This is a genomic window from Microcoleus sp. K5-D4, from assembly GCF_036704575.1.
Lineage (GTDB): Bacteria > Cyanobacteriota > Cyanobacteriia > Cyanobacteriales > Microcoleaceae > Microcoleus.
On the sequence record NZ_JAUBSD010000075.1, the window covers coordinates 12,320 to 38,002 of the forward strand.

Annotated in this window: 12 protein-coding genes; all 12 read left to right on the top strand. The window is 43.5% G+C overall.

The window, feature by feature from the left end; genetic code table 11:
• The first annotated feature begins 28 nt into the window (after window positions 1-28).
• Window positions 29-1,585, top strand: coding sequence for a DNA repair protein RadA (radA, locus tag QUA77_RS21060; RefSeq protein ID WP_333037323.1), 1,557 nt, complete (start codon window positions 29-31; stop codon window positions 1,583-1,585).
• A gap of 45 nt (window positions 1,586-1,630) precedes the next feature.
• Window positions 1,631-1,759: a type II toxin-antitoxin system prevent-host-death family antitoxin gene (locus QUA77_RS21065; RefSeq protein ID WP_333037324.1), complete on the top strand. Its 129-nt coding sequence runs from the start codon at window positions 1,631-1,633 to the stop codon at window positions 1,757-1,759.
• A gap of 173 nt (window positions 1,760-1,932) precedes the next feature.
• Entirely contained in the window at window positions 1,933-2,082 is a 150-nt protein-coding gene (locus tag QUA77_RS21070) for a DUF2281 domain-containing protein (protein WP_333037325.1), read from the top strand.
• Window positions 2,079-2,465 carry a type II toxin-antitoxin system VapC family toxin gene (locus tag QUA77_RS21075; protein WP_333037326.1) on the top strand — a complete coding sequence of 129 codons (387 nt, stop codon included), beginning with the start codon at window positions 2,079-2,081 and terminating at the stop codon, window positions 2,463-2,465. The genes QUA77_RS21070 and QUA77_RS21075 overlap by 4 nt, the downstream gene beginning before the upstream one ends.
• A gap of 573 nt (window positions 2,466-3,038) precedes the next feature.
• A complete protein-coding gene (locus QUA77_RS21080) occupies window positions 3,039-3,893 on the top strand; it encodes a TIGR02587 family membrane protein (RefSeq protein ID WP_333037327.1) in 855 nt (284 codons plus the stop codon).
• Window positions 3,890-4,294, top strand: a complete 405-nt coding sequence (locus QUA77_RS21085; RefSeq protein WP_333452280.1) for a TIGR02588 family protein — start codon at window positions 3,890-3,892, stop codon at window positions 4,292-4,294. Before QUA77_RS21080 ends, QUA77_RS21085 begins: the two co-directional genes overlap by 4 nt.
• 1,250 nt (window positions 4,295-5,544) lie before the next feature.
• Window positions 5,545-11,238, top strand: coding sequence for an AAA family ATPase (locus QUA77_RS21090; RefSeq protein ID WP_333452282.1), 5,694 nt, complete (start codon window positions 5,545-5,547; stop codon window positions 11,236-11,238).
• 331 nt (window positions 11,239-11,569) lie between these two features.
• Window positions 11,570-19,000, top strand: coding sequence for an amino acid adenylation domain-containing protein (locus QUA77_RS21095; protein WP_333452284.1), 7,431 nt, complete (start codon window positions 11,570-11,572; stop codon window positions 18,998-19,000).
• Window positions 18,987-22,829 carry a beta-ketoacyl synthase N-terminal-like domain-containing protein gene (locus QUA77_RS21100; protein WP_333452286.1) on the top strand — a complete coding sequence of 1,281 codons (3,843 nt, stop codon included), beginning with the start codon at window positions 18,987-18,989 and terminating at the stop codon, window positions 22,827-22,829. The genes QUA77_RS21095 and QUA77_RS21100 overlap by 14 nt, the downstream gene beginning before the upstream one ends.
• A gap of 170 nt (window positions 22,830-22,999) precedes the next feature.
• Complete coding sequence (locus tag QUA77_RS21105; protein ID WP_333452288.1) at window positions 23,000-23,572, top strand: REP-associated tyrosine transposase; 573 nt, start codon at window positions 23,000-23,002, stop codon at window positions 23,570-23,572.
• Between the two features lie 166 nt (window positions 23,573-23,738).
• A complete protein-coding gene (locus tag QUA77_RS21110; protein ID WP_333452290.1) occupies window positions 23,739-24,773 on the top strand; it encodes a methyltransferase in 1,035 nt (344 codons plus the stop codon).
• Window positions 24,774-25,194: 421 nt separating this feature from the next.
• Entirely contained in the window at window positions 25,195-25,650 is a 456-nt protein-coding gene (locus QUA77_RS21115) for a helix-turn-helix domain-containing protein (RefSeq protein WP_333452292.1), read from the top strand.
• Window positions 25,651-25,683: the final 33 nt, after the last annotated feature.

Genomic DNA, 25,683 nt, shown 5'->3' on the forward strand with positions numbered 1-25,683 from the left:
GGCTTTAGACCCATCTTTTTGGTAAACAATGCCTAAGCCTCGAATACAATATATTTGTCGGGAATGCGGGTATGATTCACCACAATATTTTGGCAGGTGTCCTAGCTGTCAGAAGTGGGATTCTTTTGACGAGCAGTTAGAACAACCTACTGCTGCTGTGTCGCGGGCGGGTTTAACAGGGGTGACAACTAAGACAGTGGGCGGTTCGCCCCCTGATAAGTCGAAGGGTCAACCAAGGGTATCTTTCAGATTATCGCAGATTTCCGACCAAACTCAGTCTCGCTGGCCTTCTGGTTACGGGGAGCTCGATCGAGTTTTGGGAGGCGGGATTGTTCCGGGCTCGCTGGTGTTGATTGGGGGGGAACCGGGAATCGGGAAATCGACGCTGCTGTTGCAGGTGGCGAATATGTTGTCCCGCAAGGATCGGATACTGTATGTCAGTGCGGAGGAGTCCGGCCAGCAGGTGAAGTTGCGATCGCAGCGTTTGGGCGTGGCTAATCCGGTTGAATTGTCAAGCAACGGCGGGCATAAATCTGGCAGTAACGGGGAAGCTAAAAAGGATTCGGAGGACAATTCAGCGGAGAATTTCTATTTGCTTCCAGAGACGGATTTAGAAGTTGTTTTGCGGGAGTTGGAAGCGCTGAAACCGAATGTAGCGGTGATTGACAGCATCCAAACTATTTATTTTGCTAGTTTAACATCGGCTCCGGGTTCGGTGGCTCAGGTGCGGGAATGTACATCTGCTTTGATGCAGGTTGCGAAAAGGGAAAATATTACTTTATTTATTGTCGGTCACGTTACGAAAGATGGAGCTTTGGCCGGGCCGAGGGTTTTGGAACATTTGGTAGATACTGTACTGTATTTTGAGGGCGATCGCTTTGCTTCTCATCGACTTTTGCGATCGATGAAAAACCGTTTTGGCGCTACTCATGAAATCGGTGTTTTTGAAATGGTAGCCAACGGTTTGCGAGAAGTAGATAATCCGTCGGAGTTGTTTTTAGGGAATAGAGATGAATTTTCTCCCGGTACTTCGACGACTGTTACTTGCGAAGGAACTCGACCGATTTTAGTGGAAATTCAGGCATTAGTCAGCCCTGCGAGTTTTGGTTCGCCGCGCCGCACTACTACTGGTGTGGATAATGCTAGATTGCAGCAAATTTTAGCTGTTTTAGAGAAAAGGGTGGGGATTCCTTTATCTAAATTAGATGTGATTTTGGCGACGGTGGGCGGGTTGAAGGTGGACGAACCGGCGGCGGATTTGGCAGTTGCGATCGCCGTTGTGGCCAGTTTTCGCGATCGGGTGGTTGATGCGCGCACTGTTTTGCTTGGGGAAGTGGGTTTGGGGGGACAGGTGCGGCCGGTTTCCCAATTAGAGTTGCGGCTGAGGGAGGCGGCGAAATTGGGTTTCAAAAGGGCGATTATTCCTAAGAATCAACCGGTGCCAGATTTGGGGATGGAGATTATTCCGGTGGCGAAGGTAATCGATGCAATAATTGCGGCGATTCCGGCTACTCCCGCTCAGTTGCAGCCTGGTGATTTAGAGTTTCAGCCTGTAGATTTGGAGGAAGAGGATTTATCTAATTGAGTTAGAAAGGTGATGTTGTAGATTGATATTAAGGAGGCACAAGTTATGTATATAGTAGACCTTATTGAGGCTAAAGAAAAACTTCTGGAATTAATCGAAGCGGCGATGAGAGGGGAAGAAGTGGCGATTACTCAAGATAACCAGCCTGTTGTAAAATTGGTAGTAATTCCGTAAGGATTCAGGTCTAAAAACTTGCGGCTCCAACGCTTGTCTGGCAAGGGTTTTAGGGCAAAATAAGGGTTTTTGTCTTTCGTGGTTAATTGTCAATAAACGAGGAGAAGTGACAGTTTTTCGTGGTTTATTGAGAATAGAGATTGATTTAGTATCAAGCTCCATATCTAAAGTCTTTGCCCAGCAAGGAGTTCAGTGACCTGAATCCTTACGTAATTCCCAAACAAGCTAAACCCAATCGGCAAGCAGGAAGTGCCAAAGGAATGGTTTGGATGTCCGATGATTTTGACGAACCGCTAGAAGAGTTTAAGGAGTACATGGAATGAGGTTGTTGTTGGAAACTCATGCCTTTATTTGGTATACAACCGACAGTTCAATACTCACCGCAACAGGGCGATCGCTAATTGACAACGGAGAGAACGATATTCTCCTCAGTACAGCTAGCGTCTGGGAAATGGCGATAAAATATAGTATAGGTAGGCTAACTTTTAGTATGCCTTTTATGAAGTTTATCAAGCAGCAGATCGCAGTTAATAGAATTGATATACTGGAAATAACTTTCGACCACATTGAGGTTGTGGCTTCACTGCCTTTGCATCACCGTGACCCATTTGACAGGCTGATAATTGCACAATCTATGGCAGAACAGATACCCGTTTTGAGCGTTGATGCTATTTTTGATGCTTATGCGATCGCGCGGGTGTGGTGAATTAAGTTAGTTTAAAAATAAAGAGGCGAAGATGAAACAATTTAGAATCATCATTGAAAAACATTCCGATGGTTATGTAGCCTATCCCTTGATATCAAAGGTGTCGTAGTTTGTGAAGGTGACACCCATGAATAAGGCTTAGCTGATGTAAAGTCAGCTATTCGCTGCTACATCGAAGTATTTGGCAAAGAAACAATGCAAAACGAATCACCTGCGATCGAGACTTTTTTAGTAGAAGCAGAGGTTGCTATTTAAGGTCAAAGTTTCCTGTCGATGCTTCTAAAAGACGAGTCATCAGAACATTTCAGTTGTGAGGTTTTCGGATTATTAGATAACGCGAAGATATTGTCAGGGTGCGATAGAATTAGGATGGCACGGAGACTCCGTTAGTAATGCCTAACCACGAGCAAATAAAATCAGGGAAACTGAGATCAATTTGTACTAAGGTGGGAATTGCTAGAGAAAAATTTTTAATAGCTTATGCACAAAGTTGAGTGCATAAGCTATCTACGATAAAACTTGAAAAATGTCCAATTAGAGATTGCCTTTTTTGAGGCGCGTTTTCAATCAAACATGAAAAGATCAAAAAGACGTAAAAATCAGTGGTCAAATGAACTAAACGACATAATTCGAGGTGCATCAGGCGGCTTTTTGTTTGGTACTCCCCTGCTTTATACGATGGAGGTTTGGTGGATCGGTTCGTATACTAAACCAGCGGAAATGTCGATCGCGATCGCAACTACTTTTATCGTCGTTTTCTTGCTGACTCGCACTGAAGGTTTTCGCAAAACTAAGGACATCCGCTGGCTAGATGCTGCAATCGATACCGTAGAAGCGATCGCCATCGGCATTGTCTGCGCCGCTTTTGTCCTGTTTTTGCTTAGGGAAATTACTCCGGAGACTCCGCTGCAAGAAACTTTGGGGAAAATCATATTTGAAGGCCTGCCGTTTGCCTTGGGAGTTGCTCTAGCAAGCGGTTTCTTGAGTGGCGATCGCTATCAAAGCTCAGACAGCGAAAAGGAACCTACCATCAATCCAACTGTAGCAGATATCGGCGCTACTTTAATCGGCGCGATGATAATTGCTTTCAATATCGCCCCAACTGACGAAATTCCCATGCTAGCGGCAGGTATTTCGCCGCCTTGGCAATTAGCAATTATCGCCGCTTCGCTGCTAATTTCCTACGGTATTGTATTTGTAGCAGGCTTTACTTATCAAGCAAAACGGCAGCAGCAGCAAGGGATTTTTCAGCGTCCCCTCAGCGAAACTGTCATGGCGTATCTAGTGTCGCTGGCGGCTTCTGCATTTATGATGTTTTTCTTCCAAAAACTCAGTTTTGACGACCCGTGGTCGATTTGGTTGAGCTATACGTTAGTATTGGGATTGCCGGCGACAATTGGCGGCGCAGCGGGGAGGTTGGCGGTATGAGTGAAAATAATAAAGAACAGCAACAAAAAAGAACTCCTGCTGAATGGGCGACATTTGCGATCGCCTGCTTGATCCTTTTTACCCTCACCGGGCTCGTACTCTACAACTGGGTGACTAAAAAGCAGGAACCTCCAGTTATTTCTCTCACTCGCAACAGTCCAATTCGCGAAACTCCTGGGCAATTTTACGTGCCGTTTGCAGTAACTAATACTGGCGGCGAAACGGCAGAGTCCGTGCAAATTATTGCCGAATTGCGCGTCAACGGTGAAGTTGTAGAATCCGGCGACCAACAAATTGATTTTTTGTCAAGCGGCGAAACTCAAGAAGGAGCTTTTATCTTCAGCCGCGATCCGCGTCAAGGTGAGTTGATTATGCGATCGAGCAGTTATAAACTACCTTAGTAGTGCTAAAGAAGTAATGATACATAGTAGTGATGTAAAAAATAGCACATGGCACTGATTTGATTTTCTAGCGATTAGGAAAAAAACAAGGTTTTTCCGGTAGTGCCCTAGAAGTAATAATGCTAGATTAGCAGTAGTTGTTGCTAATCTATCCCTGACTATGCCTCTTTGTCCTAACTGTTCTTTTTGCCAGACAGTCAAAAACGGTCGCATTCACAACAGTAAATAAGGGTTAAAGTGCGTTAAGTGCGATCGGCAATCAGGGCGATTTCATTCTCAGGGAAATCATCGTTTTGACTCTGGTCGTGCCAAGAATGCCGATCCGACCCATCCACGATTTGTTAGGTATTTGGTGAAATTGGGGCAGTCACGGGGGGCAGCCTCTACGCAGAATAAAACAGCCAGGATCGGCAATTCATTGAACCTCCGCGTTGATCAAATGATTTACCAGCAGGCACGAGAACTAATTGATCGATTGTTGGGGAGCATCTCATATTTGTAAAAACACTTCTTTTGGCTCCTTCCTTCTGCCTCCTGGCTCAAAACTTCAATTTCTAGCTTGGCTGGTTTCCTTGAAATGCTCCCGATTGTTCTTAGAACGTATTTCACTTGCCGGGATTGCTCCTGCGATCCACATTTGTCAGCAATGCCTCCAAACTTACCTTAAGGAGAAATATGCTGGTCTATCCCGAAACCTGATTGATTGAACCCCTATGAGAAGCAAGTTATTTACCTGTCTTTTTATTCTCCAGAATTAAATCAGCTTGAAAGCAGAACAGTCGAAGCTAAAGAATATCTACGTTCGGTTGCTGCACGTAAGTAGTGACACCTGAGAATCAGCACTTGTGGACGCATTCGACTCGCTCACTCTCAAAGCTCTCAACAATTGGTAGACTCATTGTTGTTACTGTACCTCATACAGTTGAAAATCCCTGTCACCAAAGGTGGGCAGGGGCGGTTTTAAAAAGGCAAAATATCTCCTAGCCATGATTACGGGCTAAACCTGCCCCTACAGACTATTTATATTTTTTTGCCTCTCTCTATCTACTTAGGGGCGAGGTGTGGTATCCTATTTAGATATAAAGGGTCATATATTCTACCAGAGCTAATACTTCTTTTAAGGTAATTAACGAAAAACTTTTTTTCAGGCTTCAATGTTAGAGAAAGAATGAAAGTTTTAGCGAAAATACCCCCAACATTTACTTTCGCACAAAATCAAATACTATAGTTTTAAGATAGGTACAATACTTATGGATATCAAAGCCAATTACCAGCTTCGAGAAAAACTTAATGAGGGTTTAAATACAGTAGTTTATCGCGCAGAGAGGAGAGCAGATCAGACTGCTGTAATCATCAAGCTTTTGAGAGCCGAATATCCTACTCTCGAAGAGATTATGCAATTGAGACATGAATATGAAATCTCCCGACATCTCAATTTAGAAGGTATTGTCAAGCCCTATGGATTGGAAAATCATCGTAATGGTCTAGCGCTGATATTGGAAGATTCAAGAGGAGAATCCCTCAAAAACTTTTTGAATGGTCGCCCACTTGAACTCAGAGAGTTTTTGGAAATTGCTATTCAGTTAGCAAATACTCTGGGTAAGTTGCATGACAACAAAATTATTCATAAAGATATTAAGCCCACAAATATTATCATCACTCCTGCTACGCTAGAAGTAAAAATTACTGACTTTAGCATTGCCACGCGGTTGTCTAGAGAAACCCAAATACTCAGCCATCCTACTTTACTAGAAGGCACACTCGCCTATATATCGCCAGAGCAAACAGGGCGGATGAATCGCTCAATTGACTACCGCACCGACTTCTACTCTTTAGGTATCACTTTCTATGAAATCCTGGGCGGTGAAGTGCCCTTTAAGGCTACAGATGCGATGGAATTAGTTCACTGCCACATTGCTAAACAGCCTGTCCCGCTCTGGGAAATTATATGGGCAAAAGAGCAAAATAGCCGAGGAGAAATTACGAGAGATAATCCCACATCCAAAATTCAAAATGGTGAGATTATCAAATCAATTTGTGACATTGTAATGAAATTATTAGCCAAAAATGCTGAAGATAGATATCAAAGTGCTTATGGTCTCAAAGCGGATCTAGAACAATGTCTAAATCAATTAGAACAAACTGGTCAAAATTGTAACTTCATTCCGGGTGAGCGTGATAAGTCAGGTCAATTTCTGATCCCACAAAAACTGTACGGACGAGAAACACAAGTAGCCACTTTAATGGATGCTTTTGACAGAGTTAGTGCTGGAACAGCCGAGATAATGCTAGTTTCCGGTTACTCAGGAATAGGTAAATCTTGCTTAGTTTATGAAATCCACAAACCCATTGTCGGAGCAAGGGGTTATTTTATCGCAGGCAAGTTTGACCAATTTAAACGAAATATTCCCTATGCAGCTTTAATTCAAGCTTTTGAAGAACTAATTCGGCAATTATTAACAGAAAGTTCTGAAACAATTAAATGTTGGAAACAGAATATTTTAAATGCTTTAGGGCTAAATACTAGAGTTATAATTGACGTTATTCCCGAATTGGAGTTGATCGTTGGTGAGCAACCTGAAGTTTCTCAATTAGGGGCAAGTGAATCGCAAAACCGTTTCAATCTTGCCTTTAAACAATTCATTCATATTTTTACCCAAAAAGCACATCCGCTAGTTTTATTTTTAGATGATTTACAGTGGGCAGATTCAGCTTCTTTGAAATTGATTCATGTGCTACTTACTGACCGAGATAGCCAATATTTATTGGTGATTGGAGCCTATCGAGATAACGAAGTCAGCCCAACTCATCCGTTAAGGCAGACATTAGATAGTATTTATTCATGCGGGTCAATAATAAATAATATTGTCCTCCAACCGTTGACACTTAGTACAGTCAATCAATTAGTTGCTGACACTTTGGGTGACAACTGCTCAGCAGCAGTTCCCTCTCTTGCTTGTTTTGCTGAACACCACGGAGAAATTGAGGGAGAAAGTGGGGTTGGTAAAAACAAGAACACTGAAAGAGAAAAGTGTAAGTTATTAGCTGAGTTAGTTTTTAATAAAACTCAAGGAAATCCCTTTTTTATTACTCAACTGCTCACATCTCTTTACACTGAGAAACTGCTGACATTTGACTTCAGAATGGGCAGATGGCAGTGGGATATGGGGCAAATTCAAAGTGTGGCGATCGCTGATTTTAATGTCGTCGAACTCATAGCCAGAAACATTCAAAAACTGCCTCCGGAAACCCAAAAAGTTTTAAAGTTAGCAGCTTGTATTGGCAACCGATTTAATTTAGAGGTTTTGGCAATAGTGAGTGAAAAATCTACATCAAAAACCGCATCTGCTTTATGGGATGGACTTCAGGCAGGTCTAATTTTACCCATCGGAGAAAGTGCCTCTAAACTTCCTTTACTATTCAATGGTAATGAGTCATGGGTAATGGGGAGTGGTCACGGAACTCAATCAGAAATTAATACTTACAAAGTATCCTACAAATTTTTGCATGACCGTGTGCAGCAAGCGGCTTATTCTCTGATTCCTTCTGAGCAGCAAAAAGCTACCCACCTCAAAATTGGTCAACTACTATTACAGAATACAAATCAAAACGACTTAGAAGAAAATGTTTTTGATATAGTTAATCAGCTAAATGTGGGAGTAGAATTCATTACCGAGCAAAAAGAAAAATACCAACTTGCTCAATTAAATTTAATAGCTGGTCGAAAAGCCAAAGCAGCGACAGCTTATGAAGCGGCTGTCACGCTACTAAAAGTAGGGTTAGAACTATTAGCAGAAAACAGTTGGCAGAGTAACTATGACCTGACGTTGGGACTCTATGTAGAAGCGGTGGAGGCGGAATACCTCAATACCAACTACGAAAGGTCAGCAACTCTTGCTGAAGTTGTTCTGCAACAAGCTAACACTCTGCTCGAAAGAGTGAAGGTCTACGAGCTACAAATCCAATTTTATATGGCTCAGAATCAAATGCTAAAAGCCATTGATACTGGGCTGCAAGTGCTGGATATGCTGGGTGTCTCCTTGTCAAATGAAGCGGGTGACAGTGGTTTTGCGGTTGAATTGCCTTCTCTGACAGATTTAGAAAACATCCCAGAAATGACCGATCCGTATCAATTAGCAGCCTTACGCATACTGATGAGCGTTATTTCTCCTGCTTACACAGTCAAGCCAGATATTGTACCCCGGCTTGTACTTACCCAAACGAAACTTTGTGTTGCACACGGTCATTCATCACAGGCCGCTTTTGTGTATGCTTTTTATGGTATTTTTATATATTCGATGACCGGAAACATAGATGCTGGATACCATTCTGGTCAACTAGCTTTAAAGATATTGGATAAATTTAACGCTAGAGAACTTCAATGTAAAGTGTGCAATTTATTTCATGGTGTGATAAGACCTTGGAAGGTACATCTTAAGGACACATTAACATCACTACAGGACGGGTTTCAAAGTGGACTGGAAACAGGAGATATAGAATATGTTGGCTATAACGCTACTATTTATTGCACTAACCTGTTTTTGACAGGGGAGCGATTAGACATTGTAGAGCAGGAACAAAGGCAATATCTTGATTTAGCACTAAAACTAAAACAAGACTATTCTATCTATTACATTAAAATATTTCACCAACTGACGTTAAATCTTCAAAACGAAGCTGAAGATAAATGTCAATTGATTGGCGAGAGTTTTAATGAAACACAAATATTACCTATTTTTATTGAAACTAATAATCGAATTTTGTTGTTTTTTACCTATTTCGCCAAGACGATTCTATTTTATTTGTTTAAAGAACCTCATGAAGCTGTTGCCAACGCCAGTTTAGCAGAAGAACACGCAATAAGTGTGATGAGTATGGTAGTTTCTGCTACTCACAACTTCTATTATTCGCTGGCTCTCCTTGCTCAGTATTCCAACGCTTCAAGCTCTGAGCAAAAACAATATCTAGATATTGTAGAGAAGAATCAGCAAAAAATGCGACAATGGGCAGACTCTGCCTCGTCTAACTTCCAGCATAAGTATGAGATTGTGGAGGCTGAAAAAGCTCGTGTTTTAGGACAAATTTTAGAAGCAATGGAATATTATGACCGAGCTATAATGGGAGCCAAAGGACAGGGATATATTCAGGAAGAAGCATTAGCATCGGAACTAGCAGCCGAGTTTTATTTCTCCCTCGGCAGAGACAAATTTGCTCAAATTTATCTAACACAGGCTTATTACGGATATATTCGTTGGGGAGCTAAAGCTAAAGTTAAAGATTTAGAATCTAGATATCCTTGGGTATTTTCCGAGATGCTGATGCGAGAATCCATAGGCCTAGAGATTAATAGGACAACGACAACATCGACCACGGGAGGAAATTCGGCGGTTTTGGATTTGTCCACTGTGAACAAAGCATCTTTGGCATTGGCTGAAGAAATAGTTCTTGATAAGTTGCTAGATAAGTTACTTAAAATTGTGATGGAAAATGCGGGAGCTACAACAGGGTGCCTGCTCTTAGAAAAAGATGGAAAGTTGGTGATACAAGCTACAGGTGTTGTGGATAGAGATGTGGTTGTATCGTATTCAGAATTACCCGTCGAAAACAGTGAAAATCTGCCCCTTACTATAATTAATTATGTAGGCATAGCTAAAGAAAATGTAGTTTTAAATGAGGCAGCAGTGTCACAAAGATTTATAAATGATCCTTACATCCTAAAAACAAAACCTAAGTCAATATTATCTATGCCTATTATTAATCAAGGCAAGCTCATTGGTATTCTTTATTTAGAAAATAATATAACAACTGGTGCCTTTACAACGCAGAGGCTGGAAGTATTAAAAATACTTTCTTCACAAATAGCTATATCTCTTAAAAATGCGATGCTTTATGGGAAATTGGATACCGCAACTCAAAACTTGAAAACAGCTAATGAACAATTAGAGAATTACAACCAAACGCTTGAACAAAAAGTAGAAGATAGGACTCTGCAGCTAAAAGAAAAAAATAGCCTCCTTAGAGAACAAGCACTTCAACTTGAACGCACCCTAAAAGAATTGCAAGCAACACAGACTCAGCTAATTCAAACTGAAAAAATGTCAAGTTTGGGGCAAATGGTTGCTGGTATCGCTCACGAAATTAACAATCCAATTAACTTTATATACGGCAATCTTACCCCTGCTAACGACTATTTTCATGACTTGCTGGGGTTGCTAAATCTCTATCAGGAGCAATTGCCTAATCCAACTCCTGAAATTCAGAAATTTGCAGAAAACATCGATCTGGAATTCTTAACTTCCGATTTTCCTAGACTGCTTGATTCGATGCAGCAAGGGGCAGAACGCATCCGCCAGATTGTCTTGTCACTGCGGAATTTCTCGCGATTGGATGAGGCGGTAATGAAACCAGTAGATATCCATGAAGGGATCGAGAGCACTCTGCTACTGTTGCAAAATCAGCTAAAAGCTAAGCAAGACCATCCGGGGATTGAAATTATTAAAGAGTATGGTCAGCTCCCTAAAATAGAATGTTACGCCGGCTTCCTGAACCAAGTATTTATCAATATACTCACTAATGCGATTGATGCTATAGAGGAATCATTAATCGGTTCTCCTCTAGGATCAATCCCCAATAAAAAATCACAAGTTCGTATTCGCACCAGTGTTATAAATAGTAACCAAGTAGAGATTCGGATTGCTGACAATGGAGCGGGGATGACCGAGGAAGTAAGGGAGAAGGTTTTTGACCCTTTCTTTACTACGAAACCTGTGGGATCAGGCACGGGTTTGGGGTTAGCTATTAGCTACCAAATTGTAGTAGAGAAACATCATGGTAGGCTGACTTGTATTTCCGCGCCGGGAGAGGGAGCAGAGTTCGTGATGGAGATTCCTCTCAAGCAGGGAACAGAGCGCTTGGGGGGGGCTAAAGCCCAACTACGTACCTGACTTAAGGGTTGATTCAAATGTACGTAGTTGCGCTTCAGCGCTCTTTGGGGCTAAAGCCCAACTACGTACCTAAATGTAGATAAAATAGTGACCGCGATCGCAGAAATACCGCGATTAACATATATCATAAAGTGATTAGGCGATCGCAGGCAAAGTTTACCGAGCTTAGCTTTATTGGGTGGTGCTAGGCCCTATAACCCCATCTGAGTACCAATGTATTTAAATAATTTAAGCCTTTTGGTTATGGTCTGCTATTAACTCCGCAACTCGGATGGCAACGGAGCAAAAAACTCAAAAAAACTCAGTATTTCCCTATCTAAGGAAGAATAAAATGCTAGGTAATTTCCAAGATACTTGCATTCACCAGCTATTTGAGTTGCAAGTAGAGCGATCGCCTGAAGCTATTGCGGTAATCTTTGAAGGGAAGCAGCTAACTTATCAGGAGTTAAACTCCCAAGCCAACCAGTTGGCCCATTATCTGAAGACTCTTGGTGTGGGGCCAGAGGTACTGGTTGCTGCCTGCGTGGAGCGCTCTTTAGAGATGGTGGTAGGTCTGCTGGGTATTCTCAAAGCTGGCGGAGCTTATGTACCGCTAGATCCGCACTATCCGCAAAACAGACTGGCGTTCATGTTGGAACATTCGCAGACGCCTGTATTGCTTACACAACAACACTTAGTCGAGTCTCTACCCGAACACCAAGCGCGTGTCATCTATTTGGATGGGAATTCAGAAACAGTCGATCGCTTCAGCGATGAAAACCCTGAAACAGATGTGAGAGCAGATAATTTAGCTTATGTGATTTACACATCCGGCTCTACTGGTCAACCCAAGGGAGTAGCGATCGAGCATGGCGGTGCAGTTAACACACTCGTCGATATTAACCACCGCTTTGAAGTGGGAAGTGGCGATCGCGTCTTAGCTGTTTCTTCCCTAAGTTTCGACCTATCTGTATATGACATTTTCGGCTTGCTAGCTGCCGGAGGAACCGTTGTTATCCCCAAAGCGAGCGCAACGCCAGACCCGGCTGACTGGCTCGATCTGATGACGCAAACACAAGTCACCCTCTGGGACTCAGCACCGCCATTGATGCAGATACTTGTGGATTATGCTGCTGCTAATGACAAAATCCTGCCATCATCTCTGCGATTAGTCCTTCTCAGCGGCGATTGGATACCGCCGACTTTGCCAGATCGAATCAAAGATCTGGTCATCTTTAGGGGCAGTGCCCCCGTGCCTGCCCCAAACCATGAGGGGGCAACCACAGAAGGATTGCCCCTACAAAAAAATCAAACTGTAGACCGACCTTCAACCCCTGCTGTCATCAGCTTAGGAGGTGCAACCGAGGCTTCAATCTGGTCTATCCTATATCCGATCGCCAAGGTTGACCCGGAATGGAAAAGCATCCCTTACGGTAGGGCCATGACCAACCAGCATTTCTACGTGCTCAACGAAGCGATGGAGCCATGTCAGGAGGGGGAACTAGGGCAACTATACATCGGGGGTATCGGTTTAGCTAGGTGCTATTGGCGAGATCCGGAAAAGACCAGCCAGCGCTTCATCACTCATCCTCATACAGGCGATCGCCTATACTGTACTGGCGATCTCGGTCGCTATCTGCCCGATGGAAACATTGAATTTATCGGTCGCATCGACAACCAGGTAAAAATTCGCGGCTTTCGTATCGAACTGGGCGAAATTGAAGCTGCACTCAGGCAAAATCCTGATGTGGGAGATGCTGTTGTCATAGTCCGAGAAGATGTGCCTGGTAACAAACGCCTCGTGGCTTATGTGGTTGGAAATTCAAAAGATTCTTCATCGTCTCAGCCAGAGTTAGACAGCTATACCGAACTCATTTCGCAGTGGCGATCGCTCTACGACAATACCTATAGCCAGACCCCTACCCATCAAAACCAAACGTTTAATATTATCGGCTGGAACAGTAGCTACACAGGCGAACCGATCGCAGAAAACGAGATGCGATCCTGGGTAGAGCATACTGTCGATCGCATTCTCCAATTGCGACCCCAATCCGTTCTAGAAATCGGTTGCGGAACAGGTTTATTACTGTCTCGAATTGCTCCTCACTGCACTCAATACTCGGCTGCGGACTTGTCCCCACAAGCACTGCGCTATATTGAACAGATGAAGATGTCGGTGCCGGGATTAGAGAATGTCACACTTTTAGAAAGGACGGCAGACAACTTTGAAGGTATAGAAGCAGATAGCCTCGATACGATCGTCATTAACTCAGTAATTCAGCATTTCCCCAGCATTGACTATTTGTTGAAAGTCCTAGAAGGCGCAGTGAATGCAGTACGCAGTGGCGGCAACATTTTCTTAGGCGATTTGCGGAGTCTGCCGCTCCTGGAAGCTTATCATGCCTCCGTGCAATTATATCGGGCCTCCCCAGAAATGGAGCGAACGCAATTACTTTCCACTGTACGATCGCTGATGGCACAAGAAGAAGAATTAGTTTTAGATCCAGCTTTTTTTAAGGCTTTAAAACAACATCTACCAAAAATAGGTCATGTTGAAATTTTGCCCAAGCGCGGCATTCACCACAATGAATTAACTCGATTCCGCTACGATGTAATTCTGCATATAGGAGAACCAGTTTCTGTCACCACAGACATCAAATGGTTAGACTGGCAACCCGATTTGACAATCGCATCCATCCGCCAATTGCTGCAAACAAATTCCCCAAAAATAATCGGGTGGCGACAAGTACCCAACGCACGTCTAGACACAGAAATCAAAACTATCCAATGGCTGAACACTAACTCAGGGCTAGAAACTGTAGGAGAATGGCGTGACAGCGTACAAAAACAATCCCCACTTGGAATAGATCCAGAAGAACTTTGGTTATTAGCTAAAGAATTACCTTACCAAATCGACATTAGCTGGTTAGAAACCAGTCATTCTGGCAGTTACGACGTAGTTTTTAGAGATCGTTCCACAACAGAAATAAGAAAAAGTCCAGAGATAGTATTTACCGAAGAACATACTATTCCCGTCAAACCGTGGAACCACTACGCCAATCGACCGTTACAGAGGAATGTTGCTCAAAAGTTGATACCGCATCTCCGCAATTTTCTGCAAGAAAAACTGCCAGATTATATGATGCCCGATCGCTTTGTCATGTTGGAGTCACTACCGCTGACCCCCAACGGCAAAATCGATCGCCGTTCTCTACCAGCACCAGACACTTCCAGACCCGATTTGGAAGAAAAGTATGTAGCACCTCGCACCCCGGTCGAAGAAATCTTGGCAGGAATTTGGGCTGAAGTCCTGGGGATAGAACGAGTTGGTATTTACGACAATTTTTTAGAATTGGGCGGACATTCCTTACTGGCGATTCAGATCGACAGCCGATTACGCAACAGATTAAAAGTAGAATTGCCTGTGGGTAGCTTGTTTGGATATCCCAGCATAGCCTCACTAGCGCAACGCATTTTAGAAAGCAATTCGGAAAAGGTTCACTTGCAAGCTACCCCAATCCAAGCAGTTTCTAGGAACCAAAGCTTGCCTCTTTCATGGAACCAGCAACAATTGTGGTTCCTCGCACAATTGGCACCCGATACCCCTGTTTATAACGAACCCTGCACGATTCGTTTTCCCGGTGCTATTGACGTTAATTCTCTTTCAAAAGCTCTCAACGAAATTATCAAACGTCACGAAAGTTTGAGAACGCGCTTTATTACAGTGGATGGGCAGCCGATTCAAGTTATTGCTCCACCCGCCGACACTTTCAATCTAGCTTTTGTGGATTTGAAGCAATTACCTGTAAACCAACGGGAAGCAGAAGCTCTGCGTTTAGCAACTATAGAGACAAAACAACCATTTGACTTAACTTCTAGCCCACTCCTGCGGGCTACCTTGATGCAGCTATCAGATGAAGAATACAGGTTATTCCTGACATTTCATCACATTGTCATGGACGGTGTTTCTATATATAATGTATTTCTGCCCGAACTAGCGGCACTATACGAAGCTTTTTGTAATGACAAAACTCTAGTATTCCCAGAATTAGCCTTACAATATGCCGACTTTGCTGTTTGGCAGCGGCAGTGGTTTACAGGAGAAATTCTGGAAAGTCATTTAGACTACTGGAAGCAACAGCTAACCGATTTGCCTGTACTACAACTGCCATTAGATCGTCCCCGACCGGCCATTACAACTTTTCGGGGCAAAAGGCAACCTTTTAGCCTATCCAAAAACCTGACAGAAGCACTCAAGGCTCTTTCTCGGCAGGAAGGAGTCACGCTCTACATGACCCTGCTGGCGGCATTCAAGACCTTGCTCTATCGCTACTCTGGACAAGAAGATATTGTGCTGGGAACTTTCAGTGCAGGTCGCAACAGACCGGAGATAGACAAGTTAATTGGGTTTTTTCTCAATACTCTGGTGTTGCGTACCGATATGTCGGGGAACCCTAGTTTCCAAGACATACTCTCCAGGGTGCGGGAAGTAACTTTGGCAGCTTATGCCCATGAAAATGTGCCGTTTGAACAACTGGTAGAAACACTGAAACCAGACCGAAACTTCAGCCACAACCCCCTGTTCCAAGTGGCGTTTGCTCCTCAACCTCTAATACCATCTTTGAGTGAGGGTTGGAATGTGAGTTATCTGGATATCCAGACCGATACAGCAAAGTTCGATCTGATTTTGGATGTAGAAGAAAGACCGGAGGGCATCATTGGTCGGATTGAGTACAACACGGATTTGTTTGAAGCTAGCACTATTTCCCGAACGATCGGACATTTCCAAACTCTGCTGGAAGGAATCGTTGCCAATCCAGAGCAGAAAATCTCGGAGTTGCCCCTTTTAACTGAGTTTGAGCTGCAGCAGTTGGCGGCGTGGAATAATACCCAGACCGATTATCCCAAAGATGCGTGCATACACGAGTTGTTTCAAAAGCAGGTAGATCTCACGCCCGACGCGATCGCATTAGTATTTGAAGACAAGCAACTTACCTATAAAGAGCTGAACCAACGAGCTAATCAGCTAGCGTACCACCTCCAGAATCTGGGTGTTACCGCTGAAGTAATGGTGGGGATCTGTGTAGAACGTTCCTTGGAGATGGTGGTGGGAATTTTGGGCATTCTCAAAGCTGGTGGAGTTTATGTACCGCTAGACCCAGCGTATCCCCTAGAGCGTTTGGCTTTCATGCTAGAAGATGCCTCTGTACCAGTGCTGCTGACTCAGGCGCGCTTGGTGAAATCTCTTCCTAAACATCCAAGGCGTATTGTTTGTTTAGACACAGACTGGGAAATTATTAAGCGACAAAGCGAGGAAAACCCTGGATGCAGCTTAACGCCGGAGAACCTGGCCTATGTGATTTACACTTCGGGGTCTACAGGTCAGCCCAAAGGTGTTCTAGTGGCGCACTCAGGCCTAAGCAACCTGGCTAAAGCACAGATCGAGATATTCAACGTACAACCAAACACCCGCGTCCTCCAGTTTGCCTCTTTGAGCTTCGATGCCTCAGTCTCGGAGGTTGTCATGGCCTTAGTGGCGGGAGCGACCCTAGTAATGGGAACCCGGGACTCTCTGCTACCGGGAGCAACTCTGATTCAGCTTTTGCGTGACTTTGCGATCGCGACAGTTACACTACCACCATCAGTGCTAGCGGTACTGCCCGCTAATGAATTACCAGCGTTGCGGACAATAATAGTCGCCGGAGAAGCCTGCTCCCCCGACCTCATAGCCAAATGGTCATCAGGTCGTCGGTTTTTTAATGCTTATGGGCCGACCGAATCCACCGTCTGTGCCACCATTGCTGAATGTACCGATAGTAAAGAGCCACCGCCCATCGGTCGGCCCATTGCCAATACACAGGTCTATATTTTAGATGCCCAAAAACAGCTTGTGCCGATCGGCATTCCGGGAGAATTGTATATTGGTGGTGCTGGTTTAGCGCGGGGCTACCTCAATCGACCCGAACTAACTGCCGACCGTTTTATCCTCAACCCCTTTAGCAATGAACAAGGCGATCGCCTCTACAAAACCGGCGACTTAGCCCGCTACCTACCCGACGGCAATATTGAATTCCTCGGTCGCATCGACCAGCAGGTTAAAATTCGCGGCTTCCGCATCGAACTCGGCGAGATTGAAGCGGTATTGAGCCAACACCCGGATGTACGAGAGTCTGTAGTTATCAAGCGGGAGGATGCGTCCGGCAATCAGCGCCTAGTAGGTTATATTGTTTCCAACCTCAGACCAGAACGTATTCCCTTCAAAAGTGAATGTCTGGCAGAATTTGACGGGAACCGGGCGGTGAAACTTCGCACGGAAAACATCTCCATCGGTGGCGTCGGCATACTGGGCGTACCAGATACTTGTAAACCCGGTCAAACAGTCCGCCTGCGCTTGCGTATGCCCGGATTCGATGAGGAGCTATGGTTGGAGGGAACTGTAGCTTGGTGTCGGAGAAACCAAGCTGGGATTGAATTGGCTTTGGGTGGGATCGAACAAGATCTTTTTCAGCAGAGCATAGCGTATATTCTGGAAACTGAGGGTTTCTGGAAAGCTTTGCAACGCACAGCGGTCGGGAGTTTACGTAATGTTCTCAAGCAGAAGCTGCCCAACTATATGATGCCCTCCAGCTTTGTGTTTTTGAATGCCTTGCCGCTGACACCCAACGGCAAAATAGACCGCAAAGCGCTTCCAGAGCCAGATACTTTTAACCCACAGTTGGATTATGTCGCACCCCAGACTGAGATCGAAGATGCGATCGCTACAGATTGGGAACAAGTATTACACCCAGAAAAAGTTGGTGTCGATAATAATTTATTGGACATCGAACTCGGCGAGATTGAAGCGGTATTGAGCCAACACCCGGATGTACGAGAGTCTGTAGTTATCAAGCGGGAAGATACGTCCGGCAATCAGCGCCTCGTAGCCTATATCGTTTCCAAGCTCACACCAGAACGTACTCCATTCAAGAGTGAATGTCTGGCAGAATTTGACGGTCATCCAGCGGTGGAACTTCGCACAGAAGACATTTCCATCGGTGGCGTCGGCTTAGTGGATGTGCCAGATAATTGTCAGCCCGGTCAAACCGTCCGCCTGCGCTTGCGTATGCCCGGTTCCGGTGAAGAGCGGTGGTTGGCCGGAAGTGTGGCTTGGTGTCGGGGAAACCAAGCAGGCATTGAGTTGGCTCTGAGTGCGATCGAACAAGATCTTTTTCAACAGAGCATAGCGTATCTTCTGGAAACTCAGGGTTTCTGGAAAGCTTTGCAACGCACAGCGGTCGGGAGTTTACGTAATATTCTCCAGCAGAAGCTGCCCAACTATATGATGCCCTCCAGCTTTGTGTTTTTGAATGCCTTGCCGCTAATACCTAATGGCAAAGTAGACCCTCTGGCGCTACCAGTTCCAGATGCTCTTAACATAGAGTTAGAAACAACTTATGTTGCACCCCAGACTGAGATTGAACAAGTTATTGCCACAGTTTGGCAACAGGTATTACACCTAGAGAAAGTCGGTGTCGATGATAATTTCTTCGATCTAGGCGGTCATTCATTACTGATGGCTCAGGCTCATAGTAAACTCCGAGAAGCGATCGACAGAGATGTTTCAATGATTGAGATGTTTAAATATCCAACCATTAGCTCTTTGGCTAAATATTTAAGTCAGGAGCAGGACGAAGAATCCTCTTTTGATGCTAGTCGCGATCGCATCAATAAACAAAAAGAGGCAATCAATCGCCAAAAGCAAAAACAACGCTTGCAAGGAAAGAAGAAAAATGGACAACTCTGAAACTCCCGACTCTATAGAAGGTATCGCTATCATCGGCATGGCTGGTCGTTTTCCAGGCGCTAAAAATGTTGATGAGTTTTGGGAAAATCTACGCGATGGTGTGGAATCTATTTCTTTCTTCTCTGAAAAAGAACTAGAATCTTTGGGTATTGACAAATCAGTTGTGCGTGACCCCCGCTATGTAAAAGCCCGAGGGATAGTAGAAGATATAGAGTTGTTTGATGCTTCATTCTTTGGGTTTAATCCTAGAGAAGCTGAAATCACAGATCCACAACACCGCTTTTTTTTGGAGTCGGCTTGGGAGGCTCTAGAAAATGCTGGCTACAACTCGGAAACTTACGAAGGTTCGATTGGGGTTTACGCAGGCGCAGGAAGTTTCAATACTTATTTTTTGAATAACCTTTATCCTAATCATCAGCTTAGAGAATCCGTTGGAGATTTCCAACTTATGATCGCCAACGAGAAAGATTTCCTGTCAAGTCGCGTTTCTTATAAATTAAATTTGAAGGGACCGAGTATTACTGTCCAAACAGCCTGTTCTACGTCATTGGTTGCGATTAGCATGGCTTGCCAAAGTTTGCTGAATTACCAATGCGATATGGCTTTGGCTGGTGGGGTTTCTATAGGCGTTACCCAAAAGGCAGGATATTTTTATAAAGAGGGAATGATTCTTTCACCAGACGGACACTGTAGAGCCTTTGATGCTAAGGCACAGGGAACTGTTAGCGGTAGCGGTGTGGGAATTGTGGTTTTGAAAAGATTAGAGGAGGCGATCGCGGATGGAGATTATATTCATGCGGTGATTAAAGGTTCTGCGCTCAATAATGATGGTGCTTTCAAAATTGGCTATACAGCTCCCAGTATAGATGGTCAGGCGCAGGCGATCGCAGATGCTCTGGCGATCGCAGAAATTCCCCCTGAAACCGTCAGCTATATAGAAGCTCACGGAACCGGAACACCTCTGGGCGATCCGATCGAAATCGCTGCGCTGACGCAAGCTTTCTCTGTTGAAACTAAGAAAAAAGGCTTTTGTGCGATCGGTTCTGCCAAATCCAATATCGGACATTTGGATACTGCTGCTGGTGTCACTGGCTTAATCAAAACTGTCCAAGCTCTCAAACACAAGTTAATACCGCCTAGCTTGCATTTTGAACAGCCTAATCCCAAGATTGATTTTGCAAACAGTCCCTTTTATGTCAATACTAAGCTTTCTGAATGGAAAGCAGGTAAAACTCCCCGTCGTGCTGGAGTTAGTTCCTTTGGCATCGGTGGAACTAATGCTCATGTGGTACTAGAAGAAGCGCCTACGGTAGAAAAATCTGGAGGATCTAGACCATCACAACTGTTGGTTTTATCGGCAAAAACTAGCTCTGCACTTGATAGTGCAACGGTAAATTTGAGCGAATATTTAAAGCAACATCCAGATCGAAATCTTGCTGATGTTGCTTATACGCTTCAAGTTGGTAGAAGAGCTTTCAGCCATCGACGGATAGTAGTTTGTAATGACATAGAAGAAAGTGTTATTGCCCTCGACACTCTCGATGCAAAACGAGTTTTTACCAGTTTCCAAGAGTCTAAAGATAGACCTGTCGTATTTATGTTTTCAGGACAGGGCTCGCAGTACATCAATATGAGCTTGGAACTCTACCAAGTTGAACCAACATTACGGGAACATATCGATATCTGTTCGGAAATTCTTAAACCTCACTTGGGAATTGATCTGCGCCACGTACTTTATCCAAATGAAGCACAAGCACAAGCAGCTACAAACCAATTAAAACAGACTGCAATTACACAGCCAGCACTGTTTGCGATCGAGTATGCTTTAGCTAAATTGTGGATGTCTTGGGCAGTGCATCCCAAAGCGATGATTGGTCATAGCATTGGTGAATATGTAGCAGCTTGTTTGGCTGGTGTTTTATCCTTGGAAGATGGCTTATCCTTGGTAGCTGCACGAGGTAAATTAATGCAGCAACTGCCGAGTGGTTCCATGCTTGCAGTTCCACTTCCAGAACAGCAAGTGCAACCCTTTTTGGGCAATAAACTCGATTTAGCTGTGATTAATGGAGCATCTATGAGCGTGGTTTCAGGTGCTACTGATGCCATAGATGAATTGGAACAAAAACTACTCGAAAAAGGTGTAGAGTGTCGCCGATTGCACACTTCTCATGCCTTCCATTCACAGATGATGGAGCCAATTTTAGAACCCTTCACCGAACAGGTTAAAAAAGTTAAGCTGAACTCGCCTAAAATTCCCTACATCTCCAATGTTACTGGTAATTGGATAACAGCAACGCAGGCGACAAGTCCGAGTTATTATGCTCAACATCTGCGCCAAACAGTAAGGTTTGCAGATGGCTTACAACAGCTATTAAAAGACCAGAATCAAATATTGCTCGAAGTGGGACCAGGACGGACTTTGAACACGCTAGCAAAACAGCATCCTAATAAGGGGGCTGAGCAAATTGTACTTTCTTCATTGCGCCATCCACAAGACCAAAATTCAGATGTAGCTTTCTTACTTACTACATTGGGTAAACTCTGGTTAGGAGGAGTACAAATAGATTGGTCTAAATTTTATGCTGATGAGCAGCGTTATCGTCTCCCATTACCAACCTATCCGTTTGAGCGCCAACGTTACTGGATTGAAGCACCAGGAATTGAACAACCGATAAAAATTGCTTCTTTACCAGATGAAACTTTCCCAAAATTAGATTCATCATCACTTTATTCGAGACCAAATTTACACAATACCTATGTTGCTCCTAGAAATGAGATTGAGCAAACTATTGCTAGTATCTGGGAAGAATTTCTCGGTATTAAGCAAATAGGAATTAATGATGACTTTTTTGATTTAGGTGGAGACTCATTATTAGCAGTTCAACTAATAACTAAATTAAAAGAAGCACTGCAAAAATCCTTGTCTCCCCATAGCTTGTTGCAATCATCGACTATTGCAGCTTTGGCTGCATTAATTAAAGACAATTCCGAATTATCTGATAATCCTGATCAGCAACTCCAGACAGCTTCTGAATCTTTGTTAGTAGAAATTCAGCGCGGTAGTTTTAAACAACCTTTGTTCTTAGTTCATCCGGTAGGCGGTCACGTTTACATTTATCGAGATTTAGCACGTTATCTAGGTTCAGATTTGCCTGTTTTTGGCATACAAGCCCATGTTTCAGATGGGGAAACAGAGTCTTTCACTAAAGTTGAGGAAATGGCTGCTCGCTATATTGAAGCAGTGCGAGTTCAACAACCAGAAGGCCCCTATTTTTTGGGTGGTTCTTCCTTTGGAGGAACTGTTGCTTTTGAGATGGCACAGCAACTCAATGCCCAAGGTGAAAAGATAGCGCTGCTAACTTTAATAGATACTCCTGGGCCCGGTCAAATGCCTGTTTTAGAAACTGAAGATGATACAGCAATTTTGGTATATTTGCTAGGTGTTGGGTTCAATCTGTCTCTTTCTATGGATGTCCTTCAAAAACTTGAGCCAGATGAGCAACTTGTCTACTTTTTAGAGCAAGTAAAGATTGCTAATAGGGTAGTTCCTCCCGATTTTGGTTTACCTGAGATTCGCCAGTTTCTCCATCTGTTTAAAGTACACGCCCAAGCGATGCTAAATTACATCCCTCAAACTTATCCGGGTCGAATTATATTTTTCCGTGCTACAGAGCAAAATGAAGTTAATGCCAAAAATCCAGAATTACCTTGGATTGAGGTTACTACTGGAGGAGTAGAGGTTCGAGAAGTGCCGGGAAATCATATTACTATGAATTATCCCCCTAATGTTCAGGTTATGGCTGAACAACTCAGATCCTATCTTGATTAGGTACGTAGTTGGGCTTTAGCCCTCTTAGATCACTAAGCCCAACTACGTACCTTTTAAAGAGGGCACTAAGCCCAGCTACGTACCTTTTAAAGAGGGCTGAAGCCCAACTACGTACCTTTTAAAGAGGGCACTAAGGCTAATTACGTACCTTTATGTATGAATATCGGAAATTGACACTAGAAGAACGGGTGCAACTTGTCAATCAAAGGTTGGCTAAGGGATATCCTGCTCATTCTCCACCTCATCCAGTGCAAGATTCTGAATTTTACCATCTTACAGTTAGTTGTTTTGAGCATAAATCTCGCATTAATACTCAGGAACGCCGTCAGCAACTTTTAGATATAATTTTTGATAGTTTTATTTCAAATGGTATAGAAATTAATGCTTGGGTAGTTTTACCAAACCATTATCATCTCTTAGTGCCTCATATTAATATGTCACAATTAAGTGTACTCTTTCGTTCCATTCACGGGCCGTTAGCTCGACAATGGAATCTTGAGGATAATCTTACAGGCAAAGTGTGGCATTCGTTTACCGATCGCGCTATTCGTTCGGAAAGACATTATTATACAACCATTAATTCTATCCATTACAATCCTGTCAAACATGGCTGGGCAAAATCTCCTTATGATTGGTCAGCGAGTAGCTTACATTCGTATTTAGAGTATCATGGAAGAGAGTGGCTAAGAAGTACATGGGTAGAATATCCGGTAAGAGATTATGGAAAAGGATGGGATGATTAAGGTACGTATTTACGCTGGGGCGTATTAAAAGGTAAGTAGTTGGGCTTCAGTCCTCTTAAAAGGTAAGTAGTTCTAGTTCAGCCATAAGAGGGCTAAAGCCCAACTACGTACCTAGAACTTATGCAGTGTAACAATTAGAAACTAACTTTCAGTCACAGGACAACTCATGGCTTTATATTCAGATAATACCCAGTTAAACAGCGAAAGCTCATCGTCATTGCTACTAGAAATGATGTATGGGTTTAAAATATCCCAGGCTCTTTTTGTCGCGGCAAAACTAGAAATTGCAGATCTTCTGAGTGATGGTTCTAAGACAGCTGATGAACTTGCGAAAGCTGCTGGTGTAAATTCTCATGGTATTTATCACCTGATGCGTATGCTAGTAAGCGTTGGTGTGTTTTCTCTGGAAGATAACGACAAGTTTTGCTTAAACTCTCTGGGAAAACATCTCCTGACTGGTACTTCTGATTCTTTACGAGGTACGGTTTTGGCAATGGGTGATGAACTATATCAGGGATGGGGGAATTTACTTTACGGTATAAAGACTGGAGAAACTCCATTTGAACATACTTTTAAGACTAATTTTTATAGCTATTTGAAGCATAATTTTGATGCGGCAGTAAATTTTAATGAGTGGATGAAAGAGACAACAAGGGAGTGGCTGCTTCCGGTGCTTGAAGCTTATGATTTTTCAGAGGTTAAGACACTTGTGGATGTTGGAGGGGGAGTTGGAACTCTAACGGCTGTGATGCTGAATGCGAATCCCAAGCTACAAGCTATTTTGTTCGATCGCGAAGATGTTGTGGTTGATGCGAATCCGGTTTTGGAAGTGGCTGGAGTTGCAGATAGGTGTCAAATAGTTGGAGGCAGCTTTTTTGAGGCGGTTCCCCCTAGTGGCGATCTTTACTTACTCTCTCGTGTCCTCCTCAATTGGGACGACGATCGTGCTATTACAATTCTTAAAAACTGCTATCAAGCTATGACAGCTAAAGATCGGCTGATGATTGTTGATTTTATGTTGCCTGAAGGCAAAATGTCGCCATTTATTGGCATGGGTAGCTTAACTTTGTTCATTCTGGGCGGTACTTTTATGCGGACAAAGGATGAATTTTATCATTTACTTTCTTCCGCAGGGTTTAAAGTGACTAATATGATAGAAACAAAAGGGCCAGTAAGTGTGATCGAGGCGAAACCTGCTTGACATTACCAGGTCTAAAAACACCGGGAATATTCTGGTGTAGGATTCCTATTGCTCAATTAATCTCCATCCTTTTATAGCAATTATGAAAAGTTCTGCAACAATAACAAAAGTAGGTTGGGTGGAACGAAGTGCAACCCAACCTCATGACTGTAGGAATATTTTTCAGAATTGCTATTATCGGGACTTGAACAAATTTCAAGTCCAAACAAAGCCTAAACCTGCTATTTGTCAGGCAAATTCGTCACCATTATGTTGCAGCCAAACGAAAAAAAGATCGGACTTTGACTGTGCGATCGCATTGCTAGCGATTTCAATCGCCCGCTTTATGGTCGATATCCATCTAAGTAGGTCGGCGCCAAAAAACCGAACTATGTTAAAATAAGTAAAGAAAGAGAACACATCTACTGAGGTAACTCAATATATGGGCGCTAGATTAAGAGTATTCCTGACTCAAAAGCAAGACAAAACTCTATTAGAACTGAGAACTGCTGCTGTACCACAAAAAGTCAAAGATAGAGCAGAAGTAATTAGATTAAATGCACATGGCTGGTACGTTGAAAAAATAGCTGCTCATTTTGACTGGACTCCACAAACAGTGAGAGAGGTTTTACATAAATGGTCGCATCTAGGTATGGAAGGGCTTTGGGAATTGCCCGGTCGAGGGGGAAAACCCAAGTGGAAAGAGGAAGACATAGAGTTTTTAGCAGAATGCCTCAAAAAAGAATCACGTACATATAACAGTCTTCAATTAGCCCAGAAATTAGAAAAAGAACGTTCGGTAAAACTCAGTCCAGACCGATTAAGACGGCTCCTCAAAAAAAAGGGTTTATTTGGAAACGAGCGAGAAAAAGTCATAAAGGGAAACAAGACCCCATAGTACGAGAAATGAAGCAATCTGACTTAGAGATGT

Coding starts and splice junctions, on each gene's coding strand:
- radA (WP_333037323.1), top strand. CDS start 29: ATGCCTAAGCCTCGAATACAATATATTTGTCGGGAATGCGGGTATGAT.
- QUA77_RS21065 (WP_333037324.1), top strand. CDS start 1,631: ATGTATATAGTAGACCTTATTGAGGCTAAAGAAAAACTTCTGGAATTA.
- QUA77_RS21075 (WP_333037326.1), top strand. CDS start 2,079: ATGAGGTTGTTGTTGGAAACTCATGCCTTTATTTGGTATACAACCGAC.
- QUA77_RS21080 (WP_333037327.1), top strand. CDS start 3,039: ATGAAAAGATCAAAAAGACGTAAAAATCAGTGGTCAAATGAACTAAAC.
- QUA77_RS21085 (WP_333452280.1), top strand. CDS start 3,890: ATGAGTGAAAATAATAAAGAACAGCAACAAAAAAGAACTCCTGCTGAA.
- QUA77_RS21090 (WP_333452282.1), top strand. CDS start 5,545: ATGGATATCAAAGCCAATTACCAGCTTCGAGAAAAACTTAATGAGGGT.
- QUA77_RS21095 (WP_333452284.1), top strand. CDS start 11,570: ATGCTAGGTAATTTCCAAGATACTTGCATTCACCAGCTATTTGAGTTG.
- QUA77_RS21100 (WP_333452286.1), top strand. CDS start 18,987: ATGGACAACTCTGAAACTCCCGACTCTATAGAAGGTATCGCTATCATC.
- QUA77_RS21110 (WP_333452290.1), top strand. CDS start 23,739: ATGGCTTTATATTCAGATAATACCCAGTTAAACAGCGAAAGCTCATCG.
- QUA77_RS21115 (WP_333452292.1), top strand. CDS start 25,195: ATGGGCGCTAGATTAAGAGTATTCCTGACTCAAAAGCAAGACAAAACT.